Annotated in this window: 13 protein-coding genes; 6 read left to right on the top strand and 7 right to left on the bottom strand. The window is 69.4% G+C overall.

Annotated elements, in window-relative coordinates; all coding sequences use genetic code 11:
• The 3 genes from A5702_RS17875 to A5702_RS17865 all read right to left on the bottom strand — a co-directional run.
• On the bottom strand, positions 1–3783 hold a 3783-nt coding region (locus tag A5702_RS17875), incomplete at its 3' end, for a non-ribosomal peptide synthetase (protein ID WP_156669667.1).
• 14 nt (positions 3784–3797) lie between these two features.
• Positions 3798–10010 carry a type I polyketide synthase gene (gene pks2, locus A5702_RS17870; RefSeq protein ID WP_068222326.1) on the bottom strand — a complete coding sequence of 2071 codons (6213 nt, stop codon included), beginning with the start codon at positions 10008–10010 and terminating at the stop codon, positions 3798–3800.
• A gap of 658 nt (positions 10011–10668) precedes the next feature.
• Positions 10669–11442: an Rv3717 family N-acetylmuramoyl-L-alanine amidase gene (locus tag A5702_RS17865; protein WP_197506616.1), complete on the bottom strand. Its 774-nt coding sequence runs from the start codon at positions 11440–11442 to the stop codon at positions 10669–10671.
• A 98-nt stretch (positions 11443–11540) separates the two neighbouring features.
• Here A5702_RS17865 and A5702_RS17860 point away from each other — a divergent pair, with 98 nt between their 5' ends.
• Both A5702_RS17860 and recR read left to right on the top strand, forming a co-directional pair.
• Positions 11541–11888, top strand: a complete 348-nt coding sequence (locus A5702_RS17860) for a YbaB/EbfC family nucleoid-associated protein (protein WP_055399844.1) — start codon at positions 11541–11543, stop codon at positions 11886–11888.
• 7 nt (positions 11889–11895) lie between these two features.
• Entirely contained in the window at positions 11896–12507 is a 612-nt protein-coding gene (gene recR, locus A5702_RS17855; protein ID WP_068222319.1) for a recombination mediator RecR, read from the top strand.
• 6 nt (positions 12508–12513) lie between these two features.
• Here recR and A5702_RS17850 read toward each other — a convergent pair whose 3' ends face one another.
• From A5702_RS17850 to A5702_RS17840, 3 genes are read right to left on the bottom strand one after another with little or no spacing between them, the layout of a single operon-like run.
• Entirely contained in the window at positions 12514–12954 is a 441-nt protein-coding gene (locus A5702_RS17850; RefSeq protein WP_082956108.1) for a hypothetical protein, read from the bottom strand.
• Position 12955: 1 nt separating this feature from the next.
• The gene (locus A5702_RS17845) at positions 12956–13663 is read right to left on the bottom strand and encodes a type 1 glutamine amidotransferase (protein ID WP_068222317.1); all 708 of its coding nucleotides are present in this window, start codon (positions 13661–13663) and stop codon (positions 12956–12958) included.
• A complete protein-coding gene (locus tag A5702_RS17840; protein ID WP_068222314.1) occupies positions 13656–14885 on the bottom strand; it encodes a Mur ligase family protein in 1230 nt (409 codons plus the stop codon). Before A5702_RS17840 ends, A5702_RS17845 begins: the two co-directional genes overlap by 8 nt.
• A 190-nt stretch (positions 14886–15075) precedes the next feature.
• Between A5702_RS17840 and A5702_RS17835 the strand changes: the two genes are divergently transcribed.
• From A5702_RS17835 to A5702_RS17825, 3 genes are read left to right on the top strand one after another with little or no spacing between them, the layout of a single operon-like run.
• A complete protein-coding gene (locus A5702_RS17835) occupies positions 15076–16068 on the top strand; it encodes a DEDDh family exonuclease (RefSeq protein WP_068222311.1) in 993 nt (330 codons plus the stop codon).
• Between the two features lie 43 nt (positions 16069–16111).
• Positions 16112–16561 carry a hypothetical protein gene (locus tag A5702_RS17830; protein WP_068222308.1) on the top strand — a complete coding sequence of 150 codons (450 nt, stop codon included), beginning with the start codon at positions 16112–16114 and terminating at the stop codon, positions 16559–16561.
• Positions 16561–17127, top strand: coding sequence for a TetR/AcrR family transcriptional regulator (locus A5702_RS17825; RefSeq protein ID WP_068222304.1), 567 nt, complete (start codon positions 16561–16563; stop codon positions 17125–17127). Before A5702_RS17830 ends, A5702_RS17825 begins: the two co-directional genes overlap by 1 nt.
• On the opposite strand, the gene leuA is transcribed toward A5702_RS17825, so the two are convergent.
• A complete protein-coding gene (gene leuA / locus A5702_RS17820; RefSeq protein ID WP_067819433.1) occupies positions 17124–18923 on the bottom strand; it encodes a 2-isopropylmalate synthase in 1800 nt (599 codons plus the stop codon). The two genes, A5702_RS17825 and leuA, sit on opposite strands and share 4 nt — an antisense overlap.
• A gap of 346 nt (positions 18924–19269) precedes the next feature.
• Between leuA and A5702_RS17815 the strand changes: the two genes are divergently transcribed.
• Entirely contained in the window at positions 19270–20067 is a 798-nt protein-coding gene (locus A5702_RS17815; RefSeq protein ID WP_067819435.1) for a C1 family peptidase, read from the top strand.
• Positions 20068–20091 lie beyond the last annotated feature (24 nt).

Genomic DNA, 20091 nt, shown 5'->3' with positions numbered 1-20091 from the left:
CACCGTGTCCCCGCACTGATCGGCCACCGCCGGATACGGCCGATCCGTCGGCAACTCCACACGTTCGGGAATCCCGGACAGCGCATCCTGCCAATACGCCAACTGGCGGGCGATCGGACCGCCGCCATCCTCAAGGTCACCAAACTGTGCCCGCTGCCACAACGTGTAATCCGCGTACTGCACCGGCAAATCAGCCCAATCGGGGGCGCGGCCCTGCCGTCGCGCCTCATACGCCGCGCTGAGGTCCCGAACCATCGGCGCCAGCGACAACGCATCAAAGGCGATGTGGTGTAGGACGATTCCCACCACATGTTGGCCTGCACCGACCGAGTAGACGCGCACACGAATCGGGATGTCCGTCGACAGGTCGAAGCGATAGCCGGCGAGCGCGATCAACTCGGCGGTCACTTCGTCCTCCGGCAACGGCACCACCGCCGCATCCCCGCGATGCCACATGCCGCGTTCGGACGGCAGCACCCGCTGGAACGGGACACCGCCAGTGTCCGGAAACACGGTTCGCAGGGATTCGTGGCGCTCGATGACATCGTCGAGCGCACCAGCCAGCGCCTCGAGATCCAACGGCCCGCTGATTTGGAACGCGGTGGGCATGTTGTAGGTGGCGGCGCGGTCCTGCCAGTGCGCCAGGAACCAAAGTCGGCTCTGGGCAAACGACAACGGAATCACGGACGGCCGGTCCCCCGCCACCAACGGTTGACGCGCGGTCCCGTCCTCGGCGAGGTGGGGTGCCAACAGCGAGACCGTGGGCGCGTCAAACAGGGTGCGCAACGAAAGGCGGGCATTCAACGACTTGTTGACGGCGGTGACGAGACGCATAGCCGACAGCGAGTCGCCACCCAGGTCGAAGAACGACTCATCGACGCCGACCCGCTCGAGCCCCAGCACCTGGGCATAGGCGTCGGCCAGCACCTCTTCCACGGCGGTGGCCGGTGCGCGAAATCTATTGGCATCGGCGAATTCCGGTGCCGGCAGCGCCCGGGTGTCGAGCTTGCCGTTGACCGTCAGCGGCAGCGCCTGCAACACGACGATGGCCGCGGGGACCATGTAGCCGGGCAGCCGCTCGGCCAGCTCGGCGCGCGCGGCGTCCGGGTCGATTGTCCCGGTGACGTAGCCGACCAGGCGCTGGGCCCCGGGTTGGTCTTCGCGGGCGATCACGGCCGCCTGATCGACGCCGTTCAGCCCCGCCAGCGCGGCCCGAATCTCACCGAGTTCGACTCGGTAGCCACGGATCTTGACCTGCTCGTCGGCGCGACCGAGGTAGTGCAGCTGCCCGTCGCTGCCCCAGCGCACCAGGTCCCCGGTGCGGTACATCCGGGTTCCGGGTGGCCCGAACGGGCAGGCGACAAAGCGTGACGCCGTGAGGCCCGTCCGGCGCCAATAGCCGACGCCCACACCACGGCCCGCCACATACAACTCGCCGACCACGTCGACCGGCACCGGCCGTAGCCAGCAGTCGAGGACGAACAGCGCCGCCCCCGGCACCGGCGCGCCGATCGGCGGCGCACCCGAGCCCGGCGCCAGCGGCGCGCTCCTGGACGCGCACACCGTGGTCTCGGTGGGGCCGTAGCCGTTCACCATTTCCCGTCCCGGCGCCCACTGGTCCACGATCTCGCCCGGGCATGCCTCGCCGGCGACCAATAGCGTTGCCGCCGCTAAACTTTCGGAGGGCAGAACCGCCAAGGCGGAGGGGGTTTGACTCAACACGTCGACCCGCTCGGCCTCCAGCAGGGCTCGGAGCTCATCCGGTGAGCCGGCCACCGATTCGGGGACCACCACCAGCCGCCCCCCGAACAACAGCGCACTCCAGATCTCTTCCACCGAGGCGTCGAACGCCAACGAATGCCATTGCGCCCACGCCCGTCCCGGGTGATCCGAGTAGAGCGATCGCAAGAGCTGCGTCACGTTCTGATGAGTGACCGCAACACCCTTTGGCTCGCCAGAGGTCCCGGAGGTGTAGATGAGATACGCGACATCGTCGGCCGAGGGCGCGGACAACGGGGTGGCGGTCCGGGCCTCCACCGCCGGATCGGCGACGTCGATGACGGTCACCGCGCGCCCGTCCACCCGCGGCCGCAACTCCGCGGTCGTCAGGACGGCGACGGGGCCGGCGTCGGCCAGCATGAACCCGATTCGGGCCTGCGGCAGACCAGGATCGATCGGCAGGTACGCCGCACCGGTTTTGAGTACCGCAAGCATCGCCGTGACCGCGTCGGCGCACCGGGGCAACAGCAGTGCTACGCACCCGCCCGGCCGGGCCCCGCGTTCAATCAGACGGTGCGCCAATCGGTTAGCGGCCTCGTCGAGATCCCGATAGGTCATCGAGCGGCCGTCGAAGGTCACCGCCACCGCCTCCGGGGCCCGCGCCACCTGGCCGGCGAACAATTCCGGAATCGTCGCCGGCACCGCGGGCCGGGTCAACACCGCACGGTTGCCCCAGCCGTCCAGGCGCGCGGCCTCCTCGGCGTTGGATGGGTCGATCGACAGCAGACCGCGCGCCGGGTCGGCGGTCATCGCCGCCAGCACCCGCCGCAGCCGCTCCGCGATGTCCGCGACGGCAAAGTCCGGGAATTGTTGTCCGGCGCCTTCGATGCCGAACAACAGGTGGTCACCGACGGCGGAGAAGAACAATCCCAAGCCGTCGGCGAGGCCCGAATTGGTGTACGACGCCGACGCCGACAGGCCTGCGAAGTCCAGCGCCATCGCAGCGGGAAGGAAGTTGATGCTCACTCGCTGGGTGAACTGACGGGGATCCCCGGGCCGGGCTTTGCGTTCCAGCGCGCCTACCGGAAAGCGCTGATGCCGCAGCGCTTCCCGAATTCTGGTGTCAACGTGGCGACAGAAATCGCTCACCGTTGCTTCCGGCGCAACGTTCAAGACCAGCGGAACGACCCCGGAGAGCATTCCGGGAAGGGTCTTGGACTCCGGGGAAACCCGCCTGCTCACCGGGAAGTCGAGCACCACCTCCGAGCGGTCGCCGCACCACGCGCGCATCAACAGGGCGCACGCGGCGGTGATCACCGACGAGCGGGGCATATCCCACGCGTGCGACAGCTCGTCGACGCGGCGGAGGACCACCGGATCGAGCGCAACCGGGGCGGAAGACCGGTATGGGCCGCGCTCACCGCCGTCGCGCGCGAGCCTGTCGAAAACCGTTGTCGTTGGCAGGTGTTCAGCCCAATAGTCCCGATCCTCCAGGTAATCGGTCGAGGCCTCGTATTCCGCCTCGGATCTGACCAAGTCCTCGAGCGAGCCGAAGAACGGCGGTGGCATCGGTGCACCCGCCATGACAGCGGAGTAGAGGGTGGCGATCCGATGGCCGATCAGCGCAATGCCGGAGGCGTCTACGACGATGTGGTGACAGCAAGTGAACCAATAGAACTCGTTGGATGCGGTTTGAAAGAGCGCGAATTTGAACAGCGGCCCGGTGAGGGGCATGGGCGCCCGCTGAATCGATGCCGCGATTTCGCGGGCCTCCTGCACGGCGTGATCCGAGCCGCGCAGGTCATGGAAAGCGAGCTCGACATCGGGCTCATCGATCGTCTTCTGCAGAACCTGGCCGTCCTCGGCGAAGAACGTGGCCCTGACGGGCTCGGCCTCGCGCAGCGCTCGGCGGATCGCCCACTCGAGGGGCTTCCGCTCGACCCGGCCGTCGATTTTCACGAACAGGCCGAGTTGCCAGTCGGTCGCGGAGCGGCCCGTTTCCTGGGCGAGCCAGATGTCCAGCTGTCCAGGTGTCAGCGGAAGTCGGCGCTCGTCGGCTTGCATCGATGTGCTCGACATCAGGCGACCTCCGCGGGCGCGAGCTTCTCGCACAGCAGGGTCGCCAGACCACGGATCGTGATGGTGGAGATGTCAGCGGATGGGATGCGCACCCCCGTTTCGGATTCGATGCGGGTGCGCAGTTCGAGCGCACCGAGTGAGTCCATGCCGTATCCGGAGAGCGGGCGGTCGGGGTCGACGCTGCGGCGCAGGATCAGGCTGACCTGGTCGGAGATCAGGCGGCGCAGCGAGGTTGGCCATTCATCCAATGGCAACCCGTCGAGTTCGGCGCGCAGCTTGCTTGTGCCCGTCGGGTTCCCCGTGGAGCGGAACGCTTCGGCGAACGGGCTGCGCTCGGCCACGAGCTGCAGCCATGAGGAGCCGGTGACGGGCGCGTACCCGGTGTAGGCGCGGTCGTGGCGCAGCAGCGCTTCGAATGCGTGGGCGCCCTCGTCGGGATGGATTGCCAGGTCGGAACTTTCGGCCAGGGCGGTGGCCCGCCCGATCTGGGCCCAGGGGCCCCAGGCGATGGTGGTGGCCGGCAGGCCCTGAGCCCGCCGCCAATGGGTGAAGGCGTCCAGCCAGCTGTTGGCTGCGGCGTAGGCGCCCTGCCCCGGGGAGCCCACCAGCGCCGCGGCGGAGGAAAACGAGCAATACCAGTCCACGGGTTGGCCGGCGGTGGCGGTGTGCAGCTGCCATGCGCCGTAAACCTTTGGCGCCCAGCCACGTTCGACGAGGTCGCCGGTGATGTTGCCCAACGTGGCGTCCTCCACCACCCCGGCCGCGTGGAGCACCCCACGCACCGCAAGGCCGGTGTCGGTCGCGGCGGCGACAAGACGCTGTGCGGTGCCGGGCTGGGCGATGTCGCCGCACTCCACCGCGACGTCGGTACCGCTCGTCCTAATGCGCTCGATCGTCTCCAGTTGATCCTGCGTCGGCTGAGATCGCGAGCACAGCACGATGCGGCCGCAGCCGGCGGCCGCCATCTTCTCCGCCAGGAATAGCCCCAGGCCCCCGAGCCCACCGGTGATGAGGTAAGCGCCATCGCGTCGGAAGACGGGGACCTGGGCCGGCGGCACCACCACCCGGCGCACGCCGCTGTGGGGTACGTCGAGCACGAGTTTGCCGATGTGCCGGGCGCCCTGCATCATGCGAAGGGCGCTGTCGGCGTCGGCAAGCGGGTAGTGCGTGCCGCTCGGCGTCGGGAGCGCGCCGTCCGCTATCAGCCGGTACACCGTTGTCAACAGGGCATGTACGTGGTCTGGCTGGCTGGCCGCCAGCAACTTGAGATCCACGCTGTGGAACGCGAGGTTGCGCGCGGGGAATTGGCCCAGGCGGGCCTCGTGCCCGCTGATGTCGATGAATCGCCCTCCGGGCGCGAGCAATTCGATTCCGGCCCGTTGGACGGCGCCGGGAGCCGAGTTGAGCACGATGTCCACGCCGTACCCATCGGTGTCACGGCGTATCAGCTCGGCGAAAGCGGTGTCTCGCGAGTCGTACACGTGATCGATGCCGTTGTCGCGCAACAGTTCCCGGCGTGCCTCGCTGCCAGCGGTGGCGAAGACCTCGGCGCCCGCGGCGCGGGCCATCGCGATCGCGGCCTGCCCGACCCCACCGGTCGCGGAGTGGATCAAAACCCGATCACCGGCCTTCATGCGGGCCAGCTCGTGTAATCCGTGATACGCGACGGCGTGCGACGTCGGAATCGCCGCCGCCGCTTCGTCGGACAGCCCGGCCGGCAGGGTGACCGCCAGGCGCGCGTCACAGGTGACGAAGGTGCCCCAACAGCCCCCGGCGCACAGACCCCCGACGCGATCGCCCACCTTGGGCCCGACGACGCCGGGGCCGACCGCGGTCACCGCTCCGGCGAAATCGGTACCCGGCGGCCGCCGCGGGTCACCGTTCAGCGCGGCCGGCAGGTCGGCGTAGTTGATTCCCGAAGCGCTGACCGCGACCTCTATCTGACCCGGCCCGGGCGAAACGCGTTCGCAGGAGACGAGTTCCATTGACCCGAGGTCGCCGGCGGCGCCGATTTGCAGACGCATCCCGTCCTGCCCGAGGTCGGCGACGGAGGTGCGCCGCTCCTCGGGCCGCAGCGGGGCGGGGGACAACCGCGCCGTATACCAGGTGTCCTCTCGCCACGCGGTCTCGTCCTCGTCCGACCCGCTGAGCAGTTGCCGGGCCAGGTGCTCGGGGTCGGTGGTTTGGTCCACGTCGATCTGCGTGGCGCGCAGGTGCGGATTTTCGGTGCCGATCACCCGCACCAAGCCGCGCAGCCCGGCCTGCTCCAGGTTGGCCACGTCGCCGGCCACCACGGTCTGGGCGTTACGCGTCACCACGTAGAGACGCGGAAGGGCCGCGGGGAAGTCCGCGAATTCGCGGGTGATGCGGACCAGATGCTGCACGGATTCACAACCCAACCGCGGGGATTCGTCATCGGTCGCGTCGGTTCGCGATCCCGTCAGCACCACCATCCCGCTGAATCCGCCATTTCGCAGTTGATCGCGGAGCTCCGTGGCGGCCGCGACGTGATCGGCGCCAGCTGGCCAGCACATGGTGATGCATTGCCCGCCAGCGCGTTTCAGCGCATCCGTCAAACCCAGATCGCTGGCGGTGTTGACCAGCAGCCAGGTCCCGGCGCTGGCGTACTGCGCCTCGGGCAAATCCCGCTGTCGCCATTCGATGCTCAGCAACCGCTCCGCCAATAGGCGATCGTGGTGCTCGGGGCCGGATGCCCCGGTGCCCAACCGCAGCCCTTGCAACACCAGGAGGGTCACCCCATCCCCATCGAGGATGTCGAGGTCGGCCTCCACCCCGGAGAGGTCGGCTCTGGTCACCCGTGTGTAGCAGTAGCGGGCGGTCTTGGCCGCGCCGTGGAAACGAATCCGTCCGATGCCGAGCGGCAGTGCCAACACGTCCTGGCCCAGGGCCTGCACCCGCGGATGCGCCGCGATCGACTGGAAGCACGCGTCGAGCAACGCCGGGTGAACCCCGTAAGCCTGTTGTTGTGAACGGATTTGGCCGGGCAGGGCGACCTCGGCCAGGACGGTTTCGGTCTCCTGCTCACCGGTGTGCAACGCGATCAGGCCGCTGAACGCCGGGCCGTAGCGAACACCGCGCCGGTCCAGGCGTGCGCGCACCTCTGCGCCGTCCTCGCGGCGCGGGTGGGCGGCAAGCAGCGCGGGCACGTCGCGGGTGGCCGGCCGCTGGTCGGCGGCGGCGCGCAGGACCGCCGTCGCATGGGGCCCTTGCTGTTTGGTTTCGACGGCGAATCGGACCGTGCCCGGCGACGAGACCGTCGCCGAGGCGCTGACGGTGGTCTGCTCGTCCAGCAGCAGCGCCTGTTCGAAGCGCAGGTCGTGCACCTCGGCGGGGTCACCGAGCACGGTGCGCGCGGCGGCCAGCGCCATCTCGCAGTACGCCGCCGCGGGAAGCACGGCGACGTCGCGGATTTGGTGATCGCCCAGCCACGGCTGGGCGGCGGTGCCGACCTCGGCCTGCCAGACGTGGTGTTCGGGTTCCTCCAGGAGGCGCACGTGCGCGCCCAGCAGCGGATGGACCGCAATGGTGCCGCCCCGCGTCGACGGTTCCCGCTCACCCCGGCCCAAGAACAGCCGACGGTGGGTCCAGGTGGGCAACGGCGCATCCACCAGCTGGCCATTCGGGTAGAGCACGGAGAAGTCGACCGGGGCGCCCGCGTTGTGCAGCTCGGCCACGAAGCCGCGCAGCCCGTGCGGCATCGGCTGGCCGCGGCGCATCGCGGCCAGCGCGGCCAGCGGCATGTCGAGGCTGCGGGCGGTCTGTTCGATCGCATGGGTGAGCAGCGGGTGCGGCGCCAGTTCCGCGAAGACCCGGTACCCCTCCTCGAGGGCGGCCCGGACCGCCGGGGCGAACCGCACCATCTGGCGGAGGTTTTGCACCCAATACTCGGCGTCGCACAGCGGCCGCTCGCGCGCGTCGTACAACGTCGCCGAGAAGAAGGGGACGTCCGGCGGCATCGGGCGCAGCTCCGCGAGCGCGTCGGCCAGGTCGTCGAGGATCGGATCGACCTGCGGGGAGTGCGAGGCGACGTCGACGGCGATTTCGCGGGCCATCACGTCGTGTAGCTCCCAGGCCGCGACCATGTCGCGGACCGTTTGGGTGGCACCGCCGATCACCGTGGACTGCGGCGAGGCCACCACCGCCACCACGGCGTCGTCGACGCCGCGGGCGACCAACTCCGAAAGCACTTGCTGGGCAGGCAGTTCCACCGACGCCATCGCGCCGGCGCCGGCGATGCGGGACATCAGCCGCGAGCGCCGGCAGATGACGCGCGCCCCGTCCTGAAGCGATAGGGCCCCGGCGACGACGGCCGCGGCGACCTCGCCCAGGGAATGCCCGATGACCGCGCCGGGGTGCGCGCCGTATGCGCGCAGGGTTGCGGCCAGCGCGACCTGCATGGTGAACAGGGTCGGCTGAACCCGATCGATACCGGTGACGGCCTGCGAGCCGGTCAGCGCCTCGGTCACCGAGAATCCCGACTCGTGCGCGATCAGGGGCTCGGCCGCGGCGACGGTCGCGGCGAAAACCGGCTCAGCCGTGAGCAATTCAGCGCCCATCCGGTCCCATTGCGAGCCCTGCCCCGAGAAAACCCACACCGCGCCGCGGTCGTCCTGGCCGGTCGCGGCCGGGCAGGGACTGTCGCCGGCGGCCATCTCACGCAAGGCCTCGATGAGCTCCGGGCGGCCGTCCGCGATGACGGCGCCGCGCACCGGGCGGTGCACGCGCCGACGCGCCAGCGTGTACGCCAGGTCCGGTAACTGCACGTCCTCGCGTGCCGCCAGCCAGTCGGCCAGCCTGCCTGCGGTGCGGCGCAGCTCCCCGGCCGAGCTCGACGACAGCGGAAACACCAGCGGGGCCGCCGTCACCGGCTCGGGCGAAAGGACCTGATCGGCAGGGGGTTCGGGCGCCTGCTCGACGATGACGTGAGCGTTGGTTCCGGACAGCCCATAGGAGGACACCGCCGCCCGCCGGGGATGCCCGCCGCTGCCGGGCCAGGGGGTAATCGATTGCGGCACGAAAAGATTCGTGTCGATCGCGGCCATCTCGTCGGGCAGGCTGGTGAAGTGCAGATTCTTCGGCACCACGCCGTGCTGCACGGCCAGAATCGCCTTCATCAGGCCGATCGGGCCGGCCGCCGCCTGGGCATGCCCGAGATTGGTCTTGACCGCGCCCAGCGCACAGGGGCCGTCCGCGCCGTAAACCGCTGCGAGGCTTGCGTATTCGACCGGATCACCGACCGGCGTTCCGGTGCCGTGGGTCTCCACCATGCCGATGCTGCCGGCGTCGACGCCGGCGGCGGCCAGCGCCGCCCGGTACACCGCGGTCTGCGCGGCAACCGACGGGGTCGCGATGTTCACGGTGTGGCCGTCTTGATTGGCGGCGGAGCCGCGGATCACGGCCAGGACGCGATCACCGTCGCGCAGCGCATCGGACAACCGCTTGAGCAGCACCACCACACAGCCTTCGGCGGAGACGAATCCGTCGGCCGCGACGTCAAACGCGTGACACCTCCCGGAGGGGGACAGCATGCCTTCCGCCGAGCCCGCCACGAACTTTCGCGGATCCAGGATCACGGTGGCGCCGCCCGCGAGGGCGAGGTCGCTTTCCCCGTTCCCCAGGCTCTGGCAGGCCAGGTGCACCGCCGTCAGCCCCGACGAACATGCGGTGTCCACGGTCATCGCCGGGCCGTGGACGCCCAACGCGTACGCGATGCGGCCGGACGCCAAACTGAAGCTGCTGCCCGAGAATCCGTACGGACCCTCCACGGCGTGCGCGTCGGCGGCCAGCAGCTGGTAGTCGCCGTGCGTCAAACCGACGAACACCCCGGTGAGCGATCCGGCCACGGTCTCGCGCGTCAGCCCGGCGTGTTCCATTGCCTCCCAAGAGGTTTCCAGCAGCAATCGGTGCTGTGGGTCGATCGCGACGGCCTCGCGCTCGGTGATCCCGAAGAAGTCGCAGTCGAACCCGGCGACGTCGTCGAGGAACGCGCCCCACTTGGTCACCGAGCGACCCGGCACCCCCGGCTGCGGGTCGTAGTACTCCTCGGCGTCCCACCGGTCGGGGGGCACCTCGGTGACGAGGTCATCCCCGCGTAGCAACGCCTCCCACAACCGCTCGGGAGAGTCGATTCCGCCCGGCAGTCGACAGGCCATGCCGATGACAGCAGTGGAAGTGGCACCCGCTGGCTCCACGGCCGTTCACCCTCTTCTTATCCGACGGGGCGGTACGAGCGTTCGAGCCCAAATCGGTTGGTGGATCCCCGCCGTTCGTGCTCTCGCCGTGCTTTGCTCGTGACCTTCCTAAGCAAATTGGCACCGTTCTCCACCGACAGAGCGGGCCGCCAGTGCGCGCGGGAGTGACCCGATGCCCGCGAAGGCCACGCTCCCGTTTGCCGCCCCAGCAGTGGACGCGTCCGGCCCGCTAATTTCATCCGGCCTTGCCCAGCCTCGAAGCCCTGTATCCCGGTGGCCGCGCCGGGGCGGTCGCTGCCGCTCCTTCGCCGCCCCCGATATTCAATTGGGCCGGGCGCGGCGCACGCACGCAGCGCAGATGGGCGTGTTCTCGCCCGTCCGGCAGGTGGCCGAAGCCTCGGCGAAGTCCCGCCCCGACCCGTCCCGCTCCGGTTGTCACCGGCCGCGACGAGCGCGTTGTCATTGTCGTTGTCGACAGAGTGACGATCATCGGTTCTCCCACACCGCAAGTCGACATGCGTGCAACAAACCATACATAAGGTCACCTGGGCGCGCGCCGCGTTGAGGCAAATTCCTCGTTGCGATCAGTGTGTTAGCCAGGTGTTAAGCCGGGATTGGTCGGACGGCCCGGCGGAGAACCGCTTCCGCGGCGGGCGCTCTACTGCGCCTGGCCCTGGGAGGCCAGGAAACCGGCGACGCCGCGGACCATCGCGTCGGCGTATTTCTGCCGGCCCTCGGCCGACTCCATCAGCGCAGAATCGGCGGGGTTCTTCATGTTGCCGCACTCGACCAGGATCGACGGGTACTGCGCAAGGTTCAGCCCGGCCAGGTCCGAGCGCCCGTACAGCCCGTTCTGCCCGATGTAGTTGGCCGGCGGGATCCCGGAGGCCTGCATCTGGTCGCGCATGATCCGGGCGTATTGCACCGACGGCCCGGCCTGCACCTGGTTGAGCGGCGGGGCGGAGTAGTTGACGTGGAATCCCCGGCCCGACGCCGGTCCGCCGTCGGCGTGGATGCTCAGAACCGCGTTGGGGTGCAGCGCGTTGGCCATGTTGGCACGCTCGTCGACGCAGGGCCCCAGGCCGGTGTCGTTCCCCCGCGCCATCGCGGTCCGGACGCCCAGGGCGTTCAACGCCGCACGCACCCGCAGGGCGGTGTCCCAGGTAAAGGTGTGTTCCTGGTAGCCGCTGTTGGTCGACGTCCCGCTGGCCTGGCAGTCCTTGGTTCCGCCGCGGCCGGTGGGAACCTGCCGGTTGATGGAGGCGTCGTTGGAACCGTTGTGGCCGGGATCGATGAAGACCACCATGCCGGCGATGTTGGACGGGACCGCCCACGCGGCGGGGGTCGTGGACGGGGTGATCGCCGCCGAAGCGGCAACCAGCACACCGATGACCAACCTGATGCCGACACGCCTGCTCGCTCGTAGGTCCACGGCGCAAAGGTAGCCTCGCGCGGTCTACGCTGGGGGTTTCGAATCGCCGGACACCCGCAGGCGAAACCAACTCGAGACCAAGATGCGAGGGGACTGTCATGCAACCCGGAGGCGACATGTCGGCGCTGCTCGCCCAGGCGCAGCAGATGCAGCAGAAGTTGATGGAAGCCCAGCAACAACTCGCCAACGCCGAGGTGCACGGCGAGGCCGGCGGCGGCCTGGTCCGGGTGACGGTGAAGGGCAGCGGTGAGGTGGTCGCGGTGCAGATCGATCCCAAGGTGGTCGACCCCGGCGACGTCGAGACGCTGCAAGACTTGATCGTCGGGGCCATGTCCGACGCCTCCAAGCAGGTCACCCGCATGGCGCAGGAGCGGCTGGGGGCGCTGGCCGGCGGATTCGGCGGGCCGCCGCCGGGCCAGCCACCGGCGCCGGCGCCGGGGCTTTAGATCGTTCATGTTCGAAGGACCCGTCCAGGATTTGATCGACGAGCTCGGCAAGCTGCCGGGTATCGGGCCCAAGAGCGCCCAGCGCATCGCCTTCCACCTGTTGTCCGTGGAACCGCCGGACATCGACCGGCTGACCGCGGCGCTGGCGAAGGTGCGCGACGGTGTGCGGTTCTGTGCGGTGTGCGGCAACGTCTCGGACAACGAGCGCTGCCGGATCTGCTCGGATCCGCGTCGGGACGGCTCCCTGGTGTGCGTCGTCGAGGAGCCCAAGGATGTGCAGGCCGTCGAGCGCACCCGAGAGTTCCGCGGCCGCTACCACGTGTTGGGCGGTGCGCTGGATCCGCTGTCCGGGGTGGGGCCCGAGCAGCTGCGGATCCGCGAGCTGCTGAGCCGGATCGGGGAGCGGGTCGACGGCGTCGACATCACCGAGGTGATCATCGCGACCGACCCCAACACCGAGGGCGAGGCCACCGCCACCTACCTGGTCCGGATGCTGCGTGACATCCCGGGGCTGACCGTCACCCGGATCGCGTCCGGCCTGCCGATGGGCGGCGACCTGGAGTTCGCCGACGAACTCACGCTGGGTCGCGCGCTCGCCGGCCGCCGGGCGATGGTCTGAGGTCGCTCAGGACTTGGTTAACCGGAACGGCCGAGTGACGGTCGAGCCCGGACCGCCGCCACACCCGTCCGACGTGGTCGTCCGACCCTCACCGGCAAGCGACATGGCGTCGAAGCTGTAGTCGACGGTTGCCGGGACGGAGGCTCCGTTCGCGCACGGCGCCTGCGTCGCGCCGCTGTGGGTCCAGCGTCCGTTCGCGAGGTCGAACTCCCAGCTGATGACGAACGTCCCGCCGTCCTGCGAGGTCGCCAGCGTGCAGTCCGACCCGCACGGGGCGAACATCCAATTGGTCGACTTGTCGCTGTCGGTATAGAGCACGGTGTACCGGCCGCTGGGCACCTCCGGGGCGGCGTGCGCGGGCACCGGCGCGATCAACGCGGCTGCGACTAGCAGGGCGCCGCCGCCCGCCAACGCCGGCCGGCTGCCCCTGGCGATGTCTTTCCTCACTTCAGCGCGCCCCCAATCGCTCCCGGCGTAACAGCTCCACCTCTGGCAGGTCCAGCGGCGCCAGGGCGCCCACCACTTTGCCCAGCAACAGGTCGGCCAGTTCGGGGTTGCGGGCCAGGCACGGCCCGTGCATATAGGTGGCGACGACGCTGCCCTGCACCGCGCCGTCGAAGCCGTCGCCCGCCCGGTTGCCCGCGCCCTTGGTCACCGCGCCCAGCGGCGCCGCCGCGGGACCGAGAACCGTGCCGCCCCGGTGGTTCTCGAAACCGGTGAGCCGTTGGGTCAGCCCGGGCAGCAGCGGCTTGGTGATCAGCTCGCCGATGGTCCGGGCATCCTGCGGCGAGGTGGTGGCTTCGAGCATGCCGACGCCGTCGACCCGTTCGCCCGCCGACGTCTCGTACCACTGGCCGAGCACCTGGACGGCCGCGCAGATCGCCAGCACGGGCGCCCCCCGCTCCGCGGCGCGCTGCAGCCCCGGATGTTTGATCAGGTGCCGGGTGGCCAACCGCTGCGCGTAATCCTCCGCCCCGCCCAGGGTGTAGAGGTCCAGCGAGTCCGGCACCGGGTCGGCCAGCGTGATCTCGACGATCTCGGCGGGGATGCCCCGCAACCGCAGCCGCTGGCGCAGCACCAGCGCGTTGCCGCCGTCGCCGTAGGTGCCCATCACGTCGGGCAGCACCAGCCCGATCCGCACGGTCGAGTCAGCCATGGCGCGCCAACGCCCGTTGCAGCTGCAGGAAGGCGGTGTAGTTGGCGACGACCTCGACCCGCCCCGGCGGGCAGGACGCGATGGCCGCCACGGTGTCGTGCACCAGCGTGTGCTCGACCCCCGCGTACCCGAGGCGCACCGCCAGGTCGGTGCCGCGTTCGCCCGCCGCGACGACCGCTGTCTCTTCGAAGTGCTCGAAGCGCACGTCCCACAGCCAGGACAGGTCCTCGCCGTCGGGCACCTGCCCGTTGACCGCGATCACCACCCCGGCCGCGTGCTTGTCCACCATCGACAGCGCCTCCTGCCAACCGGCCGGGTTCTTGGCGAGCAGGATTCGCACCTCGTGCGCGCCCACCCGGACGGTCCGGTAGCGGCCGGCGACCTCGTCGACGCCCGAAACGGCGGCCACCGCCTTCGCCGGGTCGGCGCCGAGCGCGACGGCGGCGGCGACGGCCTGGGCGGCGTTGCCACGATTCACCGCGCCCGGCAGCGCCAACCGCATCGGCAGGGCCAGCCCGTCGGGCCCGTACAGGGTGTCATCGTCGAACCACCACTGCGGGCTGGGCCGCTTGAAGTCGGCCCCCGTCGAATACCAGTGGCCCTGGTCGCGGACGATGACCTCGCCGCTGCGCGGGCAGCTGACCGAGTCGTTCGCCCAGGAGCCGCCGGCGGCCACCCACACCACATTTGGACTGTCGTAGGCCGCCGACGTCATCAGCACGTCGTCGCAGTTGGCGACCACGACCGTCCCGGGGTGCCGGACCAGCCCCGCCCGCAGCGTGCGCTCGATGACGTTGATCTCGCCGACGCGGTCCAGCTGGTCGCGGGACAGGTTGAGCAGGATGATGACGGCCGGCTCGACGGCGTCCGAAACGTGCGGCACGTGCATCTCGTCGACTTCCAGGGCCGCCAGCGGCGCCGCGCGGTTGGCCGCCAGCGCCGCCACCAGCCCGGCGTCCATGTTCGCGCCCTCGGCGTTGGTGGCCACCGCGCCCAGCGTGCCCAGGGCGGCGGCGGTCATCCGGGTGGTGGTCGACTTGCCGTTGGTGCCGGTGACGACGACGGTGCGGCGTCCGGCCGCGAGCTGACGCAGCACCGAGCGGTCCAGGGTCATCGCGATCAGGCCACCGATCATGGCCCCGGCCCCGCGACCGGTCACCCGCGAGGCCCAGCGCGCGCTCGCTCCCGCGGCGAGGGCAAGGCGTGCACGGGCGGTAACCACCCGGGCAGTTTAAGGGCGATCGCGAGCGCGGTGCAGAGCGCCGGGCGCTGCGGGTCGCCCTGATCGGCTAAGGGCGATCGCGAGCGCGGTGCAGAGCGCCGGGCGCTGCGGGTCGCCCTGATCGAATTCAGCGACCGACACGGCGGCGCAGCGACCAGGCGATGTCGGTCGGACGTGCCATCCTCAATTCATGAACCGGGTGTCCTGGGGGCGGCCGGCCAGCGAGCCGGACGGGGGCTGGGCCGTCATCGACGTCGAGACGTCCGGCTTCCGGCCGGGCCAGGCGCGGGTCATCAGCCTGGCGGTGCTCGGTCTCGACGGCGACGGCCGCGTCGAACAATCCGTGGTCAGCCTGCTCAACCCCGGCGTGGACCCAGGTCCCACCCACGTGCACGGGCTCACCGCCGCCATGCTGGAGGACCAGCCGCAGTTCGCCGACGTCGTGGACGACGTGATCAAGGTGCTGGACGGCCGCACGCTGGTGGCGCACAACGTCGCATTCGACTACGCGTTCCTGGCCGCCGAAGCCGAGCTCGCCGAGGCCGAACTTCCCATCGAATCCGTCATGTGCACGGTCGAGCTGGCCCGGCGGTTGGACCTCGGCATCGACAATCTGCGGTTGGAGACGCTCGCGGCGCACTGGGGCGTGACCCAGGAACGGCCGCATGACGCCTTCGACGACGCGATGGTGCTGACGGGTGTGCTCGCCTCGGCGCTCGAGCGGGCGCGCGAACGCGACATCTGGCTGCCGGTGCACCCGGTGACCCGCCGCCGCTGGCCCAACGGCCGGGTCACCCACGACGAGCTGCGCCCGTTGAAGGTGCTCGCCTCGCGGATGCCCTGCCCGTATCTGAACCCCGGGTTGTATGTGTGCGGCAGGCCCCTGGTCCAGGGCATGCGGGTGGCCCTCGCGGCCGAGGTCGGCCGCACCCACGAGGAACTCGTCGAGCGCATCCTGCATGCCGGGCTGGCCTACACCGACGCCGTTGACGGCGAGACGTCGCTGGTGGTGTGCAACGATCCGGCGCCGGATCAGGGCAAGGGCTACCTGGCCCGCCAGTTAGGGGTGCCGGTGATCTCCGACGCGCAGTTCATGGACTCGATCCGCGTCGTCCTCGGTGGCACCAGCATGGAGGAGTTCACCGACACCACCGAGGTCGACCAGCAGCTCGCGCTGTTCTGAGGAACCCCTTGTACCACTACGCCTGTAGTGCTACCGTTGCGACATGAGGACCACTACAGATGTAGTAGATAGGCGTTCGTGGTGGGCGTCCTTCCGCCGACACGGCTACTTCTTCCGACCCGCGGCCATGCTGACCATCTCGCTCGGGTGCGCCCTGCATCTCTACCGCGTGATCTTCGGCGACGCCCTCACCCTGCAGCACGCCGCGACGCTGACCAACGACCGGATCCTGCTGGTGCCCATGACGTACGCCGGCATCACCGGCATCCTGGTATGGCGGCGCGTCAAATTTTCCGGCAATCGGCACCGGGCGCTGTTCACCGCATCGGTGGTCTACATCGCCGGCAGCGTGCCGCTGCACATCTATCTCGACTACGTGATCAAAGACCTGAAGTTCGTGACCTGGTTTCCGATGTGGTTCAGCTATCTGTTGCTGCTCGTCGTCTATCCGGCGTTCCTGACCATGTTCTGGCGACTGCGCTTGCAAGACTGATGCCGCCCAACCCGGAGCGCCGCGCGCAGTTGCTCGACGCCGCGATTGACATCCTGGCCGACGTGGGCGTCGGCGGGCTGACGCATCGCCAGGTCGACGACCGCGCCGGCCTGCCCGCCGGGACGACCTCGAACTACTTCCGGACGCGCCAGTCCCTGCTGGAAGCCACGGCCGCGCGCACCGTCGAGTTGCACTGGCGGCGCGTCGAAGCCCTGCGGGACGCGATCGGATCGCTCACCCGCGATGGCGTCAAAGCGCTGATGACGCAACTGCTTTCGGTGCCCGACGAGCAGTTCCGCCGGTTCACGCTGGCCCGGTTCGAGCTGTTCATGGAGGGCACCCGCCGGCCCGAGTTGCGGCCGTTCCTGAAGGACCTCCAGGTAGCCGCGGTGCAGAGTGCCACGCTGATCTTCGAGGCGGCGGGCTATACGCCCGAGCCCGAGCAGATGGAGGAGCTGAGCCGCCTGCTCAACGGCTACGTGTTCAGCAACCTGACCATCGGGGGCGCACCCGGCGACCCCGCCGGCCTGGTGGACCGGCTGCTGGGGACGTACTTCGACGGCTAGACCCGCGACGCCCGATTGACCGCCGACACGACGGCGCGCAGCGACGCGGTCGTGATCGACGGCGCGATGCCGACGCCCCAGACGGTGCGGCCGTTCACCGACGCCTCCACGTACGCCGCGGCCTGCGCGTCGTCACCGGCGCTCATCGCGTGCTCGGAGTAGTCGAGGACCGCGACGTTGAACCCGACACTGTCCAGCGCGTGGACGAACGCGGCCAGGGGGCCGTTGCCGGCGCCGCTGATCTCGGTTTCCTTGCCGTTGACCTTCACGGTCGCCGAGATCGTGGTGGTGCCGCTGTCCTCCTCCGACGCCTCGACCCGCTGTTTCATCCGTTCCAGCGGCCACACCGGGGCCAGGTACTCCTCGTAGAACGCGTCCCACATCTCCTTGGGCGAGACCTCGCCGCCCTCGCCCTCGGTGATCTTCTGGATCGCCTGGGAGAACTCGATCTGCAGCCGCCGGGGCAGGGCCAGGCCGTGGTCGGACTTCATGATGTAGGCCACGCCGCCCTTGCCGGACTGCGAGTTGACCCGGATCACCGCCTCGTAGGTGCGCCCGACGTCCTTGGGGTCGATCGGCAGGTACGGCACCTGCCACAGCATGTCCTCGACGTCGGAGTCCGCGGCGTCCGCGTCGATCTTCATCTGGTCCAGGCCCTTGTTGATGGCGTCCTGATGGCTGCCGGAGAACGCGGTGTAGACCAGGTCGCCGCCGTAGGGGTGACGCTCGTGCACCGGCAACTGGTTGCAGTACTCCACCGTGCGACGGATCTCGTCGATGTTGGAGAAGTCGATCTGCGGGTCCACGCCGCGGGAGAACAGGTTGAGCCCCAACGTCACCAGGCACACGTTGCCGGTGCGCTCGCCGTTGCCGAACAGGCAACCCTCGATGCGGTCGGCGCCGGCGGCGAAGCCCAATTCGGCTGCGGCGACAGCGGTTCCGCGATCGTTGTGCGGATGCAGGCTCAGGATGACCGACTCCCGGTTGGCCAGGTTGCGGCTCATCCACTCGATCGAGTCGGCGTACACGTTGGGGGTGGCCATCTCCACCGTGGCGGGCAGGTTGAAGATGATCGGATTGTCGGGCGTCGGGGCGATGATCTCGCCGACGGCGTCACACACCTGCCTGGCGTATTCCAGTTCCGTTCCGGTGTAGGACTCCGGCGAATACTCGAAACGCCATTGGGTGCCAGGGTATTTGGCGGCCTCCTCGACGCACTTGCGGGCGCCGTCGGTGGCGATGGCCTGCACCGCGGCCCGGTCGGCGCGAAACACCACGCGGCGCTGCAGGATTGACGTCGAGTTGTAGAAGTGCACGATGGCGCGCGGCGCGCCCTCGCACGCGGTGAAGGTGCGCTCGATGAGCTCGGGGCGGCATTGCGTCAGCACCTGGATGGTGACGTCGTCGGGAATGGCGCCCTCGGTGATGATCTCGCGGACGAAGTCGAAGTCGGTTTGACTGGCCGACGGGAACCCGACCTCGATCTCCTTGTAACCCATCCGGACCAGCAGATCGAACATGCGGCGCTTGCGGGTGGGGCTCATCGGGTCGATCAGCGCCTGGTTGCCGTCGCGCAGGTCGACCGCGCACCACAGCGGGGCGCGGTCGATGACCCGCTCGGGCCAGGTGCGGTCGGGCAGGCGGATGGCTTCGACTTCCTCGGCGAAGGACCGGTACCGGTTGACCGGCATCGCCGAACCGCGCTGCGGATTCCACGCGGGCTGGCCGGGCCCCGGCGGGCCCGCGGGTTTGACGATCGATCGTGTCGAGGTGAAGGAGTCGGGATTGGAAGTCACGGTATTTGCTCCGGGGGTGTCAGAAGGAACCTCAGACCGGCGCATCGCGAACACCCGCGACGGGAGGCCGGTCTGGATCAGACCCCGTCGCGGCGTCCGAGGAGGAGCACCCGCTGCACGAGGAGCACTCTACCGCGATTGGCGCGTCGATCGAAATCTGCTGGCTGCGACAGCGGCGGCCGCCGGGCTCCGGCCGGCACCGGGTGGCCGGCGAGCCGCCGAAATCGAGTACCGCACTACTCACGCCAACCCGCGTTCTCGGGCCCTACGGTCGGGGAAGCCACACAAACAGGAGGGTGTCATGACGGCTTTACGAGAGTCCCCACGCGTCAAAGACGTTGAGGCAATGCTTGATTGGAGTCACGTTCGCGGTTACGGCTGGCGGCCGCAGCTTCCGGACGTGCGCGACCGGGTCTACACGGCGAGGCTGCGGACGCCGGCGCCCGCCGAAGCCGACCTGCGGCCGTCGATGCCACCGGTCTACGACCAGGGGCAGCTCGGCTCCTGCACCGGCAACGCTATTGCCGCCGCGATGGAGTACGAGCGGGACCGGCAGGGTCTGCCGGACTTCGTGCCGTCGCGACTGTTCATCTACTACAACGAACGCGCCCTCGAAGGCACCGTGTCCAGCGACTCGGGTGCGGTCATCAGGGACGGCATCAAAACGGTCAACTCCGACGGGGTCTGCCAGGAGACGCTGTGGCCCTATGACCTCGGCATGTTCACGGTCAAGCCGCCGAAGCGTTGCTATGTGGCGGCGCTCACGGACAAGGCGATGCAATACGAGTCGATCCAGACGCTGGGCGACCTGAAGGACGCGATCTCCTCGGCACTACCCGTGGTGTTCGGCTTCACCGTCTACGAGAGCTTCGAGTCGCAGGCCGTCGCGCACACGGGCGTCATGCCCATGCCCAAACCGGGCGAGTCGACGGTCGGCGGCCACGCTGTGCTCGCCGTCGGCTATTCGGATCCCAAGGGACACTTGATCGTTCGTAACTCGTGGGGAGACTCGTGGGGCGACCACGGCTACTTCTACATGCCGTACGCGTACCTGACCGGGGCAAAGTCGGCGTCCGACAGCGCGCCCATCAACGGGGCCCATCTGGCCAGCGACTTCTGGGCGATCCAGCTGGTGTCGTCGTAGCGGCCGGCCGGTAGCCCGGCGACG

The sequence above is a fragment of the Mycobacterium sp. E3339 genome, from assembly GCF_001666915.1.
In the GTDB taxonomy this organism is placed as follows: Bacteria; Actinomycetota; Actinomycetes; order Mycobacteriales; family Mycobacteriaceae; genus Mycobacterium.
This window is presented reverse-complemented; position numbering and strand designations above follow the sequence as displayed.

What these genes read in the sequence shown, in the direction of transcription:
- A5702_RS17830 (WP_068222308.1), top strand. Translation starts at nt 16,112, where the DNA reads ATGAGGACCACTACAGATGTAGTAGATAGGCGTTCGTGGTGGGCGTCC.
- A5702_RS17835 (WP_068222311.1), top strand. Translation starts at nt 15,076, where the DNA reads ATGAACCGGGTGTCCTGGGGGCGGCCGGCCAGCGAGCCGGACGGGGGC.
- A5702_RS17860 (WP_055399844.1), top strand. Translation starts at nt 11,541, where the DNA reads ATGCAACCCGGAGGCGACATGTCGGCGCTGCTCGCCCAGGCGCAGCAG.
- A5702_RS17845 (WP_068222317.1), bottom strand. Translation starts at nt 13,663, where the DNA reads ATGGCTGACTCGACCGTGCGGATCGGGCTGGTGCTGCCCGACGTGATG.
- A5702_RS17815 (WP_067819435.1), top strand. Translation starts at nt 19,270, where the DNA reads ATGCTTGATTGGAGTCACGTTCGCGGTTACGGCTGGCGGCCGCAGCTT.
- A5702_RS17825 (WP_068222304.1), top strand. Translation starts at nt 16,561, where the DNA reads ATGCCGCCCAACCCGGAGCGCCGCGCGCAGTTGCTCGACGCCGCGATT.
- recR (WP_068222319.1), top strand. Translation starts at nt 11,896, where the DNA reads ATGTTCGAAGGACCCGTCCAGGATTTGATCGACGAGCTCGGCAAGCTG.